Origin of the sequence: Haliea alexandrii, from assembly GCF_003719295.1 — a bacterium.
In the GTDB taxonomy this organism is placed as follows: domain Bacteria; phylum Pseudomonadota; class Gammaproteobacteria; order Pseudomonadales; family Halieaceae; genus Haliea; species Haliea alexandrii.
Window position 1 is genome coordinate 260,319 of sequence record NZ_RFLW01000004.1, and the last position, 16,302, is coordinate 276,620.

15 protein-coding genes are annotated in these 16,302 nt (G+C 63.7%); 3 read left to right on the top strand and 12 right to left on the bottom strand.

Annotation, left to right across the window (positions count from 1 at the left end; all coding sequences use genetic code 11):
* The first annotated feature begins 110 nt into the window (after positions 1–110).
* On the top strand, positions 111–1,286 hold the full coding sequence (gene nagA, locus EGJ68_RS15910; protein WP_123035539.1) for an N-acetylglucosamine-6-phosphate deacetylase: 1,176 nt from the start codon (positions 111–113) through the stop codon (positions 1,284–1,286).
* Here the strand turns inward: nagA and EGJ68_RS15915 are convergent.
* The 9 genes from EGJ68_RS15915 to EGJ68_RS15955 form a co-directional block, all read right to left on the bottom strand.
* Positions 1,283–2,605, bottom strand: a complete 1,323-nt coding sequence (locus EGJ68_RS15915) for an ABC1 kinase family protein (RefSeq protein WP_123035540.1) — start codon at positions 2,603–2,605, stop codon at positions 1,283–1,285. The genes nagA and EGJ68_RS15915 overlap by 4 nt on opposite strands.
* Complete coding sequence (locus EGJ68_RS15920; protein WP_123035541.1) at positions 2,602–4,005, bottom strand: ABC1 kinase family protein; 1,404 nt, start codon at positions 4,003–4,005, stop codon at positions 2,602–2,604. Before EGJ68_RS15920 ends, EGJ68_RS15915 begins: the two co-directional genes overlap by 4 nt.
* 53 nt (positions 4,006–4,058) lie before the next feature.
* Positions 4,059–5,186 (bottom strand): acyl-CoA dehydrogenase family protein, encoded by a 1,128-nt coding sequence (locus EGJ68_RS15925; RefSeq protein WP_332888892.1) that lies wholly within the window; start codon positions 5,184–5,186, stop codon positions 4,059–4,061.
* A gap of 10 nt (positions 5,187–5,196) precedes the next feature.
* On the bottom strand, positions 5,197–6,345 hold the full coding sequence (locus EGJ68_RS15930; protein ID WP_123035598.1) for an acyl-CoA dehydrogenase family protein: 1,149 nt from the start codon (positions 6,343–6,345) through the stop codon (positions 5,197–5,199).
* An 84-nt stretch (positions 6,346–6,429) separates the two neighbouring features.
* On the bottom strand, positions 6,430–7,062 hold the full coding sequence (locus tag EGJ68_RS15935; protein WP_123035542.1) for a glutathione S-transferase family protein: 633 nt from the start codon (positions 7,060–7,062) through the stop codon (positions 6,430–6,432).
* A 1-nt stretch (position 7,063) separates the two neighbouring features.
* A complete protein-coding gene (locus EGJ68_RS15940; protein WP_123035543.1) occupies positions 7,064–8,236 on the bottom strand; it encodes an acyl-CoA dehydrogenase family protein in 1,173 nt (390 codons plus the stop codon).
* A gap of 106 nt (positions 8,237–8,342) precedes the next feature.
* Complete coding sequence (locus EGJ68_RS15945; RefSeq protein WP_123035544.1) at positions 8,343–10,043, bottom strand: aromatic amino acid hydroxylase; 1,701 nt, start codon at positions 10,041–10,043, stop codon at positions 8,343–8,345.
* Positions 10,040–10,522 carry a MarR family winged helix-turn-helix transcriptional regulator gene (locus tag EGJ68_RS15950; RefSeq protein WP_123035545.1) on the bottom strand — a complete coding sequence of 161 codons (483 nt, stop codon included), beginning with the start codon at positions 10,520–10,522 and terminating at the stop codon, positions 10,040–10,042. Before EGJ68_RS15950 ends, EGJ68_RS15945 begins: the two co-directional genes overlap by 4 nt.
* A gap of 97 nt (positions 10,523–10,619) precedes the next feature.
* Positions 10,620–12,050 (bottom strand): amidohydrolase, encoded by a 1,431-nt coding sequence (locus EGJ68_RS15955; protein ID WP_123035599.1) that lies wholly within the window; start codon positions 12,048–12,050, stop codon positions 10,620–10,622.
* A 109-nt stretch (positions 12,051–12,159) separates the two neighbouring features.
* On the opposite strand from EGJ68_RS15955, the gene EGJ68_RS15960 reads away from it, so the two are divergent.
* Complete coding sequence (locus EGJ68_RS15960; RefSeq protein WP_233248865.1) at positions 12,160–13,149, top strand: prenyltransferase; 990 nt, start codon at positions 12,160–12,162, stop codon at positions 13,147–13,149.
* Between the two features lie 66 nt (positions 13,150–13,215).
* On the opposite strand, the gene EGJ68_RS15965 is transcribed toward EGJ68_RS15960, so the two are convergent.
* Positions 13,216–13,569: a UrcA family protein gene (locus EGJ68_RS15965; protein WP_158283715.1), complete on the bottom strand. Its 354-nt coding sequence runs from the start codon at positions 13,567–13,569 to the stop codon at positions 13,216–13,218.
* Positions 13,570–13,816: 247 nt separating this feature from the next.
* Here EGJ68_RS15965 and hemH point away from each other — a divergent pair, with 247 nt between their 5' ends.
* Complete coding sequence (gene hemH / locus EGJ68_RS15970; protein WP_123035547.1) at positions 13,817–14,893, top strand: ferrochelatase; 1,077 nt, start codon at positions 13,817–13,819, stop codon at positions 14,891–14,893.
* An 11-nt stretch (positions 14,894–14,904) separates the two neighbouring features.
* Here the strand turns inward: hemH and EGJ68_RS15975 are convergent, their stop codons facing one another.
* Positions 14,905–15,354 carry a methyltransferase family protein gene (locus EGJ68_RS15975; RefSeq protein WP_123035548.1) on the bottom strand — a complete coding sequence of 150 codons (450 nt, stop codon included), beginning with the start codon at positions 15,352–15,354 and terminating at the stop codon, positions 14,905–14,907.
* A 20-nt stretch (positions 15,355–15,374) separates the two neighbouring features.
* A complete protein-coding gene (locus EGJ68_RS15980) occupies positions 15,375–16,301 on the bottom strand; it encodes a ZIP family metal transporter (RefSeq protein WP_123035549.1) in 927 nt (308 codons plus the stop codon).
* Between the last annotated feature and the right edge of the window lies 1 nt (position 16,302).

The following is a 16,302-nucleotide window of genomic DNA, read 5'->3' on the forward strand; positions in this document are numbered from 1 at the left end:
TTGCACCGAAATGGGCACCGATATTTGGCGAAAGCATACCACTAATGTACGCTAGTTTACTCGTGCCCGACCTCCTCTAGCCGGGCGCAATTCGGACAGGACACTGGGCCATGGACACCGCAACAGCTGACCGCGCGATTAGTGCACCGCGCCTGTTTGACGGCGAAAAATGGCATTACGACAGCGCGCTGTTGCTGGCTGGCGAGCATGTCACCGGAGTGCTGACCCGTGCCAGCCTGCCTCCCACCCTGCCCTGCGAAACGCTGCGTGAGGGCACCCTGGCGCCCGGGTTTGTTGACCTGCAGGCCAATGGCGGTGGCGGCCTTCTGTTCAATAACGCGCCTACCGTGGAAACCGTGCTGCACATGACTTCCAGTCACCGGCGCTGCGGCACGACGGCGCTGCTACCCACGCTGCTCAGCGATACCGCCAGCGTCATGCGCGCCGGCGCAAACGCAGTGCGCGCCGCTCAGGCCAGCAGTGAAGCCGCCGCGGCCGGCGTGCTCGGACTGCACATCGAGGGGCCATTTTTCGCCCCCAGCCGTCGCGGCACACACCGCGGCGACCGCTTGCGCAACTGCAGTGCAGAGGACATCGCATGGCTGAGTAGCCTGTCCGATCTGCGTTGCCTGCTGACGGTCGCCCCGGAGGTCATGGCGCCGGGACAGATCCGCCAACTCTGCGCCGCGGGGCTCACGGTGTTTGCCGGCCACAGCGATGCCTCCTACGAGACGGTACAGACCGCGCGCGGCGAGGGCCTCAACGGCTTCACCCACCTGTTCAATGCCATGAGCCCACTGTCGGCCCGGGAACCCGGTGTGACCGGCGCGGCACTGGATGGCACACCAGACTGGCTGGGTATCATTGCCGATGGCCACCACGTACACCCGGCAAGCATTCGTATCGCACAGCGCTGCGCCAGCCCCGGACGCCTGTTTCTGGTCAGCGACGCGATGGCCACCGTGGCGGGGGGGCAGCACTGGTTCACGCTGTACGGGGAGCGAATCGTGCAACGCGACGGCCGCTTGGTCAATGCAGAAGGCGCCCTCGCAGGCAGCGCCATCGGCCTGGCGGACGCCGTGCGCTACTGCCATGAGGTGGTGGGCCTGGCACTTGATGAGTGCCTGCGTATGGCCTCGCGTTACCCGGCGAGGGTGGTCGGCGATAAGACACGGGGTCACCTGCAGCCCGGCGCCCGTGCCGACATGGTACTGCTGGGCACAACGCTAGAGGTTGCGGCAACCTGGTTGGGCGGCGTGCGCCAGGACCACGCCACACTGCGCTAGGGCGTGCGGATATGCTCCGCCATGAGTGTCGCCACATCAACGCGCGCCCGTAGCCGGTGCGCGAGCATAAACAGGCCACCCAACTTGCGATGGAAGTAGATGGCATCGGTAGGTGGCGCCTGCCAGAAGTCGCGAAACCCTGAAACCGACTGGCCCAGCTCCATCAACCGCGCCGGCATATCCGACGCACCAAAGTCATAGGCGCCCGGGTGCCGCAGAGGCTCCAGCGCCAGGAGCAGCATGTCCAGCACCAGCTCGCGGTAGTGAGAACCAGGGTCCCCCATGGCATATCCCACCCGCTCAGCTGCCCGCGCCAGACCATCGCGGTCCTCAGCCATTGCTGCGGCGGCCAATTTACCGTAGTCGCGCACGAAGCCGGCGCGGAAACGCCGGGTGGCGCCGAAGTCGAGCAAGACGATCGCACCATCGCTGGCGCGGTAGCGGTAATTGGCAAAGTTGGGATCGGTTTGCACCAGGCGCAGGGAGAACAGCTCCGTAAGCAGCAGCTCGATCAAGGCCGTCATCACCCGGTCGCGCTCCTCGGCAGGCTGCAGCGCCAGGGTCTCGATGGGCTCCCCCGCCACATAGGTCATCGCCAGCACCGTGCGCCGGGTCAACTCGGGTAGCACCTCGGGCAGCACGAAGCGCTCATCGTGCGCCAGAGCCTCGCGGAAACGCTGCAGGAACTTCGCTTCGCGCAGGTAATCCGCCTCTTCCCGCAACTGGGCCCGCACGTCCACCAGCAGCGGCTCGATATCGAGCTGCCGGGGCAGCAGGCCCGACATGCGCAGCAGGCTCGCCACGTTATCGACATCACTATCGATGCTGTCTGCCACACCCGGATACTGGATCTTGAGTACCGCCTGGCGCCCGTCGGGCGCGCGAATCCGGTGTACCTGGCCAATGGATGCCGCCGCCAGTGGTTGCCAGTGGAAATCGTACAGGGCGGGATCCCAGCGCTTGCCGTAGGCACCCAGCAACGCGGCTTCAAGTTGCTGGCGCGGCATGGCATCCGCATCGGCGCGCAACCGTGCAAGAATTTCCGCGAGCTCCCGGGGCAGCAAGTCACCGGTATCCATGGACAGAATCTGCCCCAATTTCATCGCCGCGCCACGCATGCGAGAAAGTTCACGGGTAACGCGGCGCGCGTTGCCCGGCGTCAGCAGCATGTCGCGCACCTTGGGGCGCTTGCCAGCGCGCAGCTGGCGCTCGCCCTCTGCCAGCATGCCCCCCGCGACACCGCCGGCGAGACGCGCCATGCCCGCCAGACGGCGCAGGCGGCCCGCGGGCACCGGGCGTTCCTTGTCGCGACCCGTCATACGCCCCCCCTGCGCCAGCGCGCGATATGCGGCGCCACCAGCGCGTGCCCGTTGAACTGTGCGTCGAGCACCGCAATGAACGTGAACACCCCGGTGAGCTTGCGGGCGATGAGGGCAAAATCACGGGAGGGGGTGGCAAAATCCAGCGATGCGGCTGAACTGGCGGCGCGTTTGCCCGCACGGCGCAACAACTGCGAGCGACCCCAGCAGTAATCGCCCTCCGCGTTGAGGTACTCCGCGGGCAGTTGGGCGGGGGGACGCAGCGGCTCCAGCAGGGCAAAACAGAAATCGATAAACGTATCCCGCGCGTAGGCGCTGCTCCCTTCGTTCAAACACCCCAGGCCTATGAGGCTGTCGAGCAAGGCCTCGCGATCTTGCTCCAGACCGGCGGCAATCGCCCCGCCCAGGTGCTGCAGGAAGTGTGCTTCGCACTCAAGCGTGGAGCCGAAGTCCAGCAGCACCAGCTGGTCGCTGCGCGCCTCACGGCGAATCAGGTAATTGCCGAAATTCGGGTCGGTCTGAAGCAGGCCCCAGGAATAGAGTTCGCGAAAGAACAGATCAAGCATACCGCGGCCCAGCGCGTTGCGCCGGCGCTGCGACAGCCTGCTCACCGCCGCATCCGTCACCAGATGGCCGTCGATATACTCCAGCGCCAGAACGTCGCTGGCGCAGTAACGCGCATGGCGCCGGGGCACATGATAGGCACAACAGCCGGGGGCGGCACCCGTTGCGTTCACATGGTGCGCCATCAGATCGCCCAGCCGGGCCTCGCGCTGATAGTCAATTTCATGGTGCAGGTGCTGACGCATGGCCTCCAGCCAGTCATCCAGCTGACGTCCTGCCGGTAACCAGCGCGCCAGAAGCAACATGCGCACCACGGTGTCGAAATCGCTGTCGATCACATCGCGCAGGCCGGGATACTGCACCTTGAGGCAGATATGCTCGCCGCTTGCGCGCACGGTTGCACGATGCACCTGGGCCAGGGAAGCGGCAGCCAATGCCTCATGCTCGACCTCGAGCTCATCCAGGCGCACACCGAGACTGGCGCGCAGCGCGGGCTCAATCTCAGCCCAGGGCAGCGGTTCGGTGGCGGCATTCAGCTCCTGCAGGGCATCCGTCAGCGCACGGGGCAGAAAGTGCTCCCCCAGCAGTGCGAACATCTGGCCGATCTTCACATAGGTGCCCTTGAGCCGCCCCAGCTCGGCGACGAACCGGCGGGCCTCGCGGCGCAGGAATTCGGAGTCGCCGGCTTCCGCTTGCGCCTCACCGCCCGGGCGCAGGCGCGCCAGCGCGCCGTCAAGGGCGAAGGCACCACCGGCTCGCAACCCCGCCAGCGACATTGCCAGACCGCGACCCATGCCCCCGCTGCGAATTGACGATGTCGGTTTGCGTTTACTCATGGGCGTAATACGTCATACCTGCGCCACCGGACTGCCGGCAACGTTTGCCAGCCTCAGCGATCAAGCAACAAGTGGGCGAGTCTTTTCCGGTGATGCGGGGCATCGCCAAAGGCCTGCTGCACCCATTGTGCGCGACGCAGGTAGAGCTGGGCATCGCACTCCCAGGTAAACCCCATACCGCCATGAAACTGCACAGCGCGGTCACCGGCGTATTTCAGCGTTTCGGTAGCCTGCGCCTTGGCCATGCGGCAGGCTATTTCCGCGTCAGTATCCAGCGCGTCTTCTCCCAGCAGGGTCGCAGCGTGGTAGACAAAAGACCGCGTTGAATCCACCGCCATCAGAATATCCACACAGGGATGTTTCAGGGCCTGATAGGAACCGATGAGCTTGCCGAACTGCTTGCGCGTCTTCAGGTAATCGACCGTGGTATCGAGGCAGCTGGCCGCACTGCCACCCGCCTCAGCCGCCAGCAACAGGGCGCCCAACAGACGCACATCGTGCAGGGCACTGGTAACCGCGGGGCCGCGCAGCACAGCCTCCTCACTCACCTGAATACCGGTGAAATCGATAGACTGGGCGCGCCGCGTGGCATCAATCAGCACGTGATCACGCCGCACCGCCCGGGCGACCGCAGTGGCCGGCACCACGGCCAGCACGGGTGCGTTATGCTCCTGCGCCACCACCACAAACCACTCAGCTGCCGCCGCCTCCATCACCTGCTGCTTAACACCGCGCAGCACTCCATCCTGAAGCTCGCAGCGGATACGTTCAGCGCCCCAGTCGGCGCTGTCGAGCAGCGCGATCGTCGCGGGCACCCCGGCGGCGATCGCCAGCAGCGCGTTGTCATCCGCGTCCCCCGTCTGGGCCCGCAGCAGCAGCTGCCCTGCCAGCAGGCTCGCCATAAGGGGACCGCCCAACAGGGAGCGCCCCATTGCCTCGAATACCGGCACGGCGGCCGCAACACCGAGACCGGCGCCGCCCAGCGCTTCCGGTAAGGTCATGCCGGGCCATCCCATATCCACCATTTCCTGCCAGACGGCCGGGTCGAAGCCGGCGTCCGACTCCAGCAACGCACGCACGCTGGCCATGGGTGAGCGGTCGGCACAGAAGGCCCGGGCCACATCCATGATCATCGCCTGGTCTTCGCTGAAACGCAGTGCTGTATTGCCAATCACCGACACCAATCTCTCCTCACTTGGGCAAGCCCAGAATGTGCTCTGCAATGATGTTTGCCTGTACCTGGCTGGTGCCACCGCCAATGGTGGCGGAAAAACTGTTCAGGTAGGCCCGCTGCCAGAAACCGCCCTCCCGCGCGCCCTCGTCGCCTACGTACAAGCCACCCTCCGCGCCCTGCAGGTTGATCGCCAGCTGGCGCATACGCCGGGTACTCTCGGTAAACCGCAACTTGTTCGACAATGGCAGCGAGAACGGATAATCCGTCGTCAGGGGCCCGATCCCGGCGCGTCGATCACCGAGCACCACCGCTTTTTCTTCCATGATCATCTGTACCAACTGGTCGCGTATCGCAGGGTCCTGCAGCGCCGGTGCGCCGTCCCGTTCCACATCCGCAAGCCCGGCGATCATGTCGTCGATCGCTATGCGCACGAATGCCAGACCACCGGCTGCACCGGCTTCCGCGCCACGTTCATATTGCAAGGTCTGCATGGCGATTTTCCAACCCTGACCCTCTTCGCCCATCAGGCAACTGGCGGGGATGCGCGCATCGGTGAAGAAGGTTTCCGTGAAACCGTATTCGCCGGTGAGCTTGCGTATCGGCCGCGGGTCAACACCGGCCACCTGCATCGGGGCAAGAAAAAACGACAAGCCGTCGTATTTACGCTCCGCTTCGGGGTTCGTGCGCGCAAGGAGGATCATGTACTTCGCGAAGTTGCCCATGGTGGTCCAGATCTTGGTGCCATTGAGCACATACTCGTCACCGTCCCTGCGGGCCCGCAGCTGCGCGTTGCCCAGGTCGGAGCCGTGGTCCGGTTCGGAAAATCCCTGGCACCAGATATCCTCACCGCTCAGGATACCTTTCAGATAGCGCGCTTTTTCCGCTTCCGTACCCATATCGTTGATCAACGGCCCCGCCCAGCCCAGGCCAATCACATTGAAGCAAATAGGCACGGCGTGGCCGCGCATTTCCTGATCAGCAATGGATTGGAACACCGGGTCCACACCCTGCCCCCCGTATTCCCGCGGCCAGGCCATGCCCAGGTAGCCCGCGGACCAGACTTTGTGCTGCCACTCACGCAGGAAGTCGAGCTGCTGTTCACTGCCCACTTCCATGAACGACTGGGGCAGCAAGAAGCCGGGGTCCGCTGGCTTGTTGGCCTGCATCCAGGCTGCTACCTGCTGGCGAAACGCCGCCTTTTCCTTTTCGCTTACCTGACTCACGGAGCACTCCTTGTCATCGTTTGCGCGTCACACAGCATCGGGCAGGACCAGTGGTTCGCCGTGCGCATTGGCGCGCTGAAATGCCGGACGCCCCATCAGCCGCTGCAAATAGGCCGCGGTGGCGGGCTTGTAGTACTTATCGAGGTGCAGGAGCTGACCCAGAAAGAGGGCATAGCCGACTGCGATATCCGCAACGGTAAAGCGCCCGGCCACCAGGTATTCCTGCTGCTCTACACACGCATCCAGGCGCCGCAGGCGAGCCCGGAACCACTTGGCGTAGTCATCTGCCACAGCCCGTTTCGCCGGGTCCGGCTCGAAGAAATAATAGCGCAGGGCGATGGTCAGCGGGAAGGTGAGCGTGGCATCGCTGTGGTGCAGCCAGTTCAGGTAGGCGCCGTACTCCGGATCTTCTGGCCGCAGCCCCAGCCCGTGATGATCGTAGCGATCCACCAGGTACTGGCAGATGCCGGACGATTCCGTCATCGCCGTATCGCCGTCGGTAAAGTAGGGGACGGTTCCAAGGCTGTTTACCTGCAGATAGTCCGGCTGCATCACACGCGGAGGAAACGGCAACACCTCAAGCTCATAATCCAGCCCCAACTCTTCCAGCGTCCAGAGGGGCCGCAGCGAGCGCGCCCCGCCACAGTGCCACAGCTTCATATCAGACTCCGTACTGGCGCGCGGCCAGGTCTCGCATGATTTCTTCCGAGCCACCACCAATGGCGTTGACCCGCACTTCCCGATAAATCCGTTCCACGCGGCTGCCGCGCATAAAGCCGATGCCACCCAGGATCTGCATCGCCTCGCGGGCGCAGAACTCCACTGTTTCGCTGGCCTGCACCTTGAGCAGGGCGATATCGCCCGGGTTTGCGACGCCGGCTTCTATCGACTCGAAACAGAGGCGAATATAGGCTTGGGTTGCATTGATTTTCTGCTTCATCTGGGCAATTTTATGCCGGATCACCTGGTGATCCGCCAGCCGCTTGCCAAAGGTGTGCCGCTCGCGCGCCCAGGCCACCGCTTCTTCCAGGCAGACCCGGGCCATGGCTTCCATGCCCGCCGCCATCGCCATGCGCTCGCTGTTGAAATTGGTCATGATCACCCAGAACCCCTGACTTTCAGGGCCGATCAACTGGTCGGCAGGAACGCGCACATTGTCGAAATACAGCGTGGCCGTATCCGATGCCCACCAACCCTGCTTGCGGGTGAGCGGTGTGCGGCTGACCCCTTCCGCGTCCGTGGGAATCAGCAGCATGGACACCCCCTTGGCGCCCTCACCCCCCGTGCGCACCGCCGTCGACACCCAGTTTGCCCGCATGCCACCGGTTATATAGGTTTTGGAGCCATTGACGATGAACGTGTCCCCGTCCCGCACCGCCGTGGTCGCGAGGCTGGCGACATCCGATCCACCGCCAGGCTCGGTGATGCCGAGGGCGATATGCTTTTTGCCGGCGAGTACCGGTGGCGCCACCCGCTGCTTCATTTCCTCGGAACCCCAGTTCAGTACGGGGGGCAGACCAATGCCGTGCACCATGAGGCTGGCGGGAATCCCCCCCGCGCCGATGCGCGCCAGCTCTTCCTGGGTGATCCAGGCATGCCAGCTGTCGATACCTTCACTGGTGCCACCATAGGCCTCAGGGTAACCCAGCCCCAGCAAACCCACCGCCGCCGCCTTGGGCCACAGATCGGCAGGAATCTCGCCCGCTTCATCCCAGTCCTCGGCAAAAGGCATGATCTCGTTATCAATAAAGCGGCGCAGCTGCGTGCGCCAGGCCTCGTGCTCCTCGCCGCAGTGAGGATTGGGCAGTCGCGCGCCATCGAAATCCAGTGGCATCCGTTCTCTCCATGCACTGTGTTTGTGCGAGCCGGTATAGTAAGGGAAGCACCGCCGGGATGCATGCGTCGCGCACCACACCGGTTTGTGCTGCAGGCGCGGCGAGCTACTGCATCAGAGCGAGCACGTCGTGCAGCTCGTCACGCCGTGTGCCAAGGGCCTGCAGCTCTCGCTCCGCCCGGGCTGATAATGCCGCCGGCGCCCGTTCGCCGAGGGCCAGCACCTCCACCCGCAGCAGCCAGTCATCCGGCCGCTCATCCAGCGCTGCCGCCGCGGCGGCTTCGTTGCCGTGCTGTCCCAACGCCAACACGGCCTGATAAGCCGCCTCCAGCGTCGGGTCCGGTGCCGCATGCTGCGTGTGCGTACTCGCAAGCGGTTGATATAGCGGGTATTTCTCGCGGTCTGCACTGCCGCCGGAAACGGCTGTGATCGCCCCGCCTACCGCCATGTCATATCGCCCCTGGCCGGGTTCAAACAGCACATTACCCTGGAGATCCGTCACGGTACAGTCGAGGAAGCTGAGGACAAGGTTGCGGTGCTCTTGACGCAACACGTGGTGCAGCTGGCCGCGTACGGTAATGCCCGACAGGAACTCCAAACAGACCCTCTCACCCATGCGTATATCGTGTGCCTGCAACTCGTCCACCGAATAGTCGGACAGGCAGCGGGTGAAATCCTTGAGTTTGCCCACTGGCGAGCCGAAGCCAGCACTGTGCGCAGCGGTGCCATGACCGTACATTTCCCTGCCGCGGAAGGCCAGCTGGCTCGGCCCTTCACACTGCAGGTAAATCGCCTGACCGACCGCATCACAGAGCAGCTCGCTAAAGCAGCCGCTGACCTGAACGCCACTGTCGTAGGTCGCCGTGCACACGGTACCCGCGGCAATCGCCCGACGCAGCGCGGCAGCACCACCTACCCGATGGGCCATGGTGGCAGCAAACTCCTCCAACACCTGACTCAAATGTCGACAACTGCGAGTCACATACAGCTGCGGCTGTTCCCGGGTGATGTCATAAGGACATGCAACAGCATCGACGGTGAGCGGTATTTTGCGCACCCGCGCATCGTCCAGACAGTGCCTGCTCTCGCCCAGCGATGACAGCAGGCCCGCGCCGAAAATACGGTAATCCGCAAGGTCTCCCACCAGGCCATACTCCACTGTCCACCAGTGCAGACGAGCCAGCAGGGCCGCCTCTGAGGGGGCCTCTCCGGCCTCCTGTAGCTCCGTCAGCGCCTGCTCGGCGGCAGCAATCACCGAGGCCTGCACGCCCGGTGTCTCCTTCAGTATCGACAATTTACGGATCGCTTCATACTGGGCATGATCGCGCTGTGACGCGATCGCCAGCATGCCGACTTCACCAAACCGCTGGAGAAACTCCGCGTAGTCGACATCCACAATAAACGGCGCGTGCCCCGCCGCTTCGTGCACGATGTCCGGTGCCGGAGTGTAGAAAACGTGGTCGACACTGCGCATGTCCAGTGCAATCACCAGCACGCGCAGCGCCTGAAATTCCATGAATATCGCGGGCGGGATAAAGCCGTCAACCACCACCGCTCGCCAACCCAGCTGGGCCAGACATGCATTCATTTCGTCAATCGAGGGAACGTGGTCCAGCGCGATGCCGGTGCGAGCGAGCCCCTCGAGGTAGACCGGGTGGGCCGTGACACGCAGCTGCTGCACCAGATGCCGCATGATGAATCGCCACAGGGCCTGATCCTGTGCCGTATAGCGCTGGGCGTAGTCCTGTACCTGCACAAAGGGCCGCAGATGGGCGGGCAGGCTGGCCACCACCTCCTCCTGTGTCACAGTAAATGCCTCACGTCGGCGGAGGCATCGTCAACCGGGTGCATACCCTGTAGCCGCAGCTCGAGCCGGTCGATCAGCGCAAACAGCACCGCCTGCTCCGCGGGTTCAAGAGGTGCCAATAACGCTTGCTCCCACGCCAGGACCTCCGGCTCGATACGGTGGAACAATGCCTGCCCGGTGTCACTGAGACAAAGCAGCGCTGCCCGACTATCCCGCTCCGAGCTGCGCCGCAGCAGCAGGTCGCGTTCACGGAGCCCCGCCACCGCGCGCGACACCTGCACTTTATCCAGGCTGGTGAGCTCCGTGACCTGGCTGGCCTGCAGCTCGCCATACTCTGCCAGCGTAACGAGCACCCGCCACTGCGGGATACTGAGGCCATATTTTTCCGCATAAATACGCGACAGGGAAACGCTGATCTTGCGCGCCAGTCTGTTACAGCGGTAGGGCAGAAACCGCGCCAGGGAAAGAGAATGTGACATGGGCTACCTGCAAGCGAAAACAGACCCCGAGTATACGCCCGGGACAAATGGTTTCCAATGCAACCATCTGTCCCGGCGGCTAATGCAGCCTGTGGCCCTACTTGCGGTAATCAAGCGGCGGTTCGCGGTCACCGAGCAACGGGCGGTAGGTAAAGTCGGTGCCGCGGCGCTGCTCGAATTCACTGCGTGCGGCGCGCAGCAGTTCGGGCTGCTGCAGCAGATCCGCAGCGGTGAGTGCGAGGGTCTTCGCCGCCACCATCATGCCCTTGACACCAATGTCAGTGCCGCCAGCGGCAATGGCCTGCCAGGTGTGCGGCGCCGTGCCGGGCACCCAGGTCGCCGCACGCATCTCGGTGGTCGGCACCACCCAGCTGACGTCACCCACATCCGTGGAGCCCATGCTGCGCGATGGAGCGAAAGGCTCTATGCGCGCCGCAGCGGCGGCGAGATCCGCTTCGCTGCGAGCGAGAGATTCCGCAAGGGTGTTGGCAAAAGCGAGGTCACTCGGACTGTATTGCACACCGCCCACCTGCTGCAGGCGATCATGCATGGCCCGGGCGAGCGTTTCATTGGCAAGTACGCTGTGGTTGCCGTGAATCACCTCGTAGCTCATCTTCGTGCCCGTGCCCACGGCAGCACCCTCCGCCGTCGCCACCAGGCGCGCCCACAATTCCTCCAGGGTCGCGGCGTCGGGATGGCGCAGGTAATAGAAAGACTCCGCAAAATCCGGCACCACGTTGGGCGCCGAGCCACCGCTGGTGATCACGTGGTGCATGCGGACTTCCTGCGGCATGTGCTCCCGCAACATATTGGCCATCATATTCATCGCCTCCACACCGTCGAGTGCGGAGCGACCCCGTTCGGGGGCTACTGCAGCGTGGGAAGACACGCCACGAAAACGGAATTTGGCCGACTTGTTGGCGAGTGTCGTGGACGGGTTGGCCTGGTTGCGATCAGCCGGGTGCCAGACAAGCACCGAATCCACGTCTTCAAACAGGCCAGCACGCACCATATACACCTTGCCGGACCCACCTTCTTCCGCCGGTGTGCCATAGAGGCGAACGGTGCCACTCACTTTGTTTGCCTCCATCCAGTGGCGCACCGCTACCGCGGCCGCTACCGAACCCGCACCAAACAGGTGGTGGCCGCAGGCGTGGCCACTGTGTTTGTCGGTTGCCGCTTCCCGCACCGGCGCGGCTGTCTGGGAAATCCCGGGGAGCGCGTCGAACTCCGCCAACAGGCCAATCACCGGTTTGCCACTGCCGTAGCTGGCCACAAAGGCCGTGGGCAGGCCCGCCACCCCGGTCTCTACGGTGAACCCCTCACGGGCCAGTGTGTCCTGCAGCAAGGTGCTGCTGTCGTTCTCCAGGTAACCCAGCTCGGCCTTGTCCCAGATCGTAAGCGCCAGCTCCGCATAGCGCGCCTGCTCGCGATCGAGCCGGGTCAGCATGCTGCTTTCCCCTGCGGCTTGCGCCGCGCCGCTAAAGAGAATTGTGGTCAGTGCCGCAATGGCTGTTATTCGCTGCATGGCAAGTGCCTCCGTGTGCTTCAGGTCGATGGGCGACACCTTATCATCGCAGGCACCGCAATGCCTGATATGCTTGCGGGCTGAAGAGTGGTGAGCAAGGCTTGTCAACGTGGTAAACCTCAAACTGTGGGTGGCAGCCCTTAACGGCATGCCCGGCGTCACCACCGAGCAGTGGGCGCAACTGGATCCCGTGGCGCGCTGGTTGCTCGCCTGCAGGGCGTCGGTCCTGTTCATGACGCTCACCGCCGCCATGCTTGGCGGCTTGCTGGCCTGGCGCGCCGGCAGTTTTGATGTGCTGTTCTGGTTAGCCTGCACCACCGGGCTGCTGTTTGCCCATGCCAGCAACAACCTGCTCAACGACTACACCGATTCGCGCCGGGGCATTGACCGCGGCAACTACTATCGCAATCAGTACGGCGTACATGTACTCGAAGACGGGCTGATGAGCGAAGCGCAATTCTGGCGCTATTTTGCCTTTACCGCGGGCGTGGCGCTCGCGCTGGGCCTGTGGCTGGTGACTGCGCGCAGCGGCCCCGCGCTTGCGCTGTTCCTCGCCGGTGCCTTTTTCGTCCTGTTCTACACCTGGCCACTCAAGTACATCGGCCTTGGAGAGCCAGCCGTGCTGCTCGTGTGGGGCCCACTCATGGTGGGTGGCACCTACTACATCGTGGCAGGCGAATGGAGCAATGAGGTGGCGTGGTTGAGCCTGGTATTCGCGCTTGGGCCCACTACTGTGTTGTTTGGCAAACACATCGACAAACTCGACGCCGACCGTGAGAAAGGGGTGCACACACTACCGGTGCTACTGGGCGAACAGCGCGCCCGGCGGGTTACCGCGGCCCTGCTGCTGGCCCAGTACGTACTGACCCTGGGACTGGTTCTGACTCAGACTTTCGGTTGGCCGCTGTTACTGGTGTTCGCCAGCCTGCCGGGGCTGCGGCGCACCCTGCGCGCACTGCGAGCTGCGAAGCCATCGGCGCGGCCATCCGCCTATTCCCCTGCGCTGTGGCCGCTGTGGTTCTCAGCTGCCTGCTTCCGGCACACCCGCCGGTTCACGCCGCTGTTTCTGGCCGGTGTAGTGATCGATACGCTGCTGTAAAAAAAAGGGAGCCACCTTGCGGTGACTCCCCGGGACTCCCACCAGGGGTAGCAGGAGTTGAACAACTCAGCGTACCGTGCTGGCAAGCCGCCCGGCACCCACCTGGCTCATGGCCTGGGCGAACGCAGATTCGTAGCAGGCACGGTTGTTGGATGCCATGCGCAAACCACCGGCGACACGGTAATCGGTGGATCCGCACACAGCGCGGGCGGCCTGACTGATCCGGTCGTGCAGCGCTTGCTGACCCTCGGCCGACGCCAGGTTAAGGTCTCCAAGCGCAACGTGCGTTGAGGCGGCTTCCATGCCCTGTGCCAGCACCAGCGTGTTTTCGGGAGCATCGGCGGCGTTCGTCGACAGGGCCAGCGTGCTGAATACACCGAAAGCGATTGATACGACGGTCTTGTTGATGAATGATTGCATGATTCTTCTCCTGGCCATTGTGGCCTTGTCAGTGGGCTTGAGGACCCGCCGGGTGTCTCCCGCGCTGTCCATGGAACACAGATTAGAGGCCCCCGGCTGCACCCGACAGGGGCTTTCGATGAGCAGTACCCGGGCAGCGATGAACCGCATCAATCCAGCGACGAATGGTTTGCGTAAACGGCAGGTGAGCCTTGCAGGGGCTCGTACTGCTTGGCTTTCCGGCACGCCCACAGGATAATGTCACCCTATGCGATACCGCGGACAACACGACTACAGCCACGCTCAGGCGCCCCGTATCGGCGTCCTGATCACCAACCTTGGCACGCCTGATGCCCCCGAAAAGGGCGCACTCAGGCGCTACCTCAAGGAGTTTCTCTCCGATCCCCGGGTGGTCGAGGTACCGCGCCTGCTGTGGTTCTTCATTCTCCACGGCATCATCCTGAACCTGCGCCCGGCCCGCTCCGCCAAAGCCTACCGCACGGTGTGGACCGATGATGGCTCACCCCTGCTCCTGCACACGCGCGACCAGGCCAGGGCCCTGCGCGAAGTCCTGGAGAGAACCCACGGCGACAGCGTACTGGTGGATTTCGCCATGCGCTATGGCTCGCACCCGATCTCCAGCCAACTACAGGCATTCTTTGACCGTGGCGTGCAACGACTGTTGGTGTTGCCGCTTTACCCGCAGTACAGCGGACCCACCACCGGGTCCACCTTCGACGCGCTCGCCGCGGATTTTCGCCAGCGGCGCTGGCTACCTGAACTGCGTTTTGTCGCGCAGTATCACGACCACCCGGCTTACATTGATGCGCTAGCCGCCAGCGTGCGCTCGCACTGGCAGGCACATGGCCGTGCGGACCGCCTGATCATGTCCTACCACGGCGAGCCAGAGCGCTACCTCCACAACGGCGATCCCTACCATTGCCACTGCCACAAGACGAGCCGCCTGCTAGCGGAGGCGCTGCAACTGGACGCCGGTGACTACCTGACCTGTTTCCAGTCTCGTTTCGGCCGGGAACCCTGGCTGCAGCCCTACACTGATGAAACGCTCAAGGGACTGCCTGCGCAGGGGGTCAAGTCAGTGCAGGTAATCTGCCCGGGCTTCTCGGCGGACTGCCTGGAGACCATTGAGGAAATCGGCGTGGAGAATCGCCACTACTTTATGGAAGCAGGCGGTGAACGCTACGACTACATTCCCTGCCTCAACAGCGATACCGGCCACATAAACGCACTGGCGACGCTGGTAGAAGAGCAACTGCAGGGCTGGACAGAAAAGCCCTTCGATACAGAGGCTACTCAGGCGCGGGCGAAAGCCATGGGTGCCTGAGCAGAAACCGCCTAGATCCAGCGTCGCACGCGCGCGCAGTAGTCGGGGTACTCCTCGGGAAAGAGGTTCCGGAGCAGATCTTCTTCAGGCCGGATGTAACGCCATTCGACAATGACCATAAACAGCGGCGGCACCAGCAGCGCCGTTGCCGCGCCCACCGTCACCGCCACCCCCAGGAGGATGGCCGCCATGCCCAGATACATCGGGTTGCGGCTGAAGCGATAGACGCCAGTGGTCACCAGTGCGGACACCGTGCGAAACGGGATCAGGTCCGTTCCCGCGCGCTTGAACAGGCCACCGGCGACCACCAGCAGGGCGAGCCCCGCCAGCAGGAAGGCACCACCAATCGCCTGGCTGGCATGGCTGGTAAAGCGCGGTCCGGGGTAGAACTCGTTGCAGGCAAAAATGGCGCACACGCCAAATACCAGCCACATGGGCGGATAAATTATACGTTTGACCATCGTGTTCTCCTCGCGCGCGTTTAAACCCCGTGCAAATGTACCCCAGCCGGCTCCAGCCCGCCAATGGCGTAGGCCAGTATGATTCCGGCGAGAAAGGCCAGAGTCAGCTTGCCGCGGTCGTGGCTGTGGAAGTGCACCTCCGGCAGCAGGTCGCTCAATGCGATGCAGATAAACGCCCCGGCCGAGAATGCCAGTGCCCCGGCGACGGCATGATGGCGTGCATCACCCAGCAGGTCGACGCCGAAGAAGAACAGTAGCGCACCGAGCGGGCACAACAGCGCAAAGCCGAGGTTCGCCAGCGAGCGGGACCGCCTGCTCCAGCCGCCCGCTTCCATGATGGTTGTTATTGACATGGCATCCAGGGGTTTGTGCAGGAGGATGGCGAGAAACACCCCAACACCCAGTAAACCTGCGCTGCGTCCCACTTCGCCCTGCATCACCGCGCCGAGCGCAACGCCATCGATCAGGGTGTGAACCCCCAGGCCGAGTGCCAGGCCCACCCAGCTCAGGCGATGTGCTGCCGGCAGGGCCTGGGGCCCACTGTGACCGCCATGCGCCAACACATGCCCGTGCTGGTGCTCACCACCGCTCGCGGACTCCAGGCCATGGGTATGCTCGGAGCCGTGGTCATGATGCTCGTGCTCCTCTTCGCTGAAGTCGTGCTGGTGAAAATGAAACATGCGCAACAGCAACAGCATGACGATGAGCCCAATCATCAGCCACCAGACCGAAGCATCGGCACCGTATTCCCGGGGTTGCAAGGCGATGCTGTGCGGTAGCAGGTGGTAGAAAGCAACGCCAAGCATCAGGCCGGACACAAAGCTCATCACCAGCTGCGTGCGCGTATGGGTCATTCTCACCCAGTTGGGCAACAGGCCCCCCGCGAGCGACAGCAGGGCAATGGCCAGGCAGTAGAGCAGCAATAGCAGTTCGGGTGTCAGGCTCATC

Coding starts and splice junctions, on each gene's coding strand:
- EGJ68_RS15920 (WP_123035541.1), bottom strand. CDS start 4,005: ATGAGTAAACGCAAACCGACATCGTCAATTCGCAGCGGGGGCATGGGT.
- EGJ68_RS15955 (WP_123035599.1), bottom strand. CDS start 12,050: ATGCAGCGAATAACAGCCATTGCGGCACTGACCACAATTCTCTTTAGC.
- EGJ68_RS15965 (WP_158283715.1), bottom strand. CDS start 13,569: ATGCAATCATTCATCAACAAGACCGTCGTATCAATCGCTTTCGGTGTA.
- EGJ68_RS15935 (WP_123035542.1), bottom strand. CDS start 7,062: ATGAAGCTGTGGCACTGTGGCGGGGCGCGCTCGCTGCGGCCCCTCTGG.
- hemH (WP_123035547.1), top strand. CDS start 13,817: ATGCGATACCGCGGACAACACGACTACAGCCACGCTCAGGCGCCCCGT.
- EGJ68_RS15940 (WP_123035543.1), bottom strand. CDS start 8,236: ATGCCACTGGATTTCGATGGCGCGCGACTGCCCAATCCTCACTGCGGC.
- EGJ68_RS15915 (WP_123035540.1), bottom strand. CDS start 2,605: ATGACGGGTCGCGACAAGGAACGCCCGGTGCCCGCGGGCCGCCTGCGC.
- EGJ68_RS15975 (WP_123035548.1), bottom strand. CDS start 15,354: ATGGTCAAACGTATAATTTATCCGCCCATGTGGCTGGTATTTGGCGTG.
- nagA (WP_123035539.1), top strand. CDS start 111: ATGGACACCGCAACAGCTGACCGCGCGATTAGTGCACCGCGCCTGTTT.
- EGJ68_RS15950 (WP_123035545.1), bottom strand. CDS start 10,522: ATGTCACATTCTCTTTCCCTGGCGCGGTTTCTGCCCTACCGCTGTAAC.
- EGJ68_RS15930 (WP_123035598.1), bottom strand. CDS start 6,345: ATGCAGGCCAACAAGCCAGCGGACCCCGGCTTCTTGCTGCCCCAGTCG.
- EGJ68_RS15980 (WP_123035549.1), bottom strand. CDS start 16,301: ATGAGCCTGACACCCGAACTGCTATTGCTGCTCTACTGCCTGGCCATT.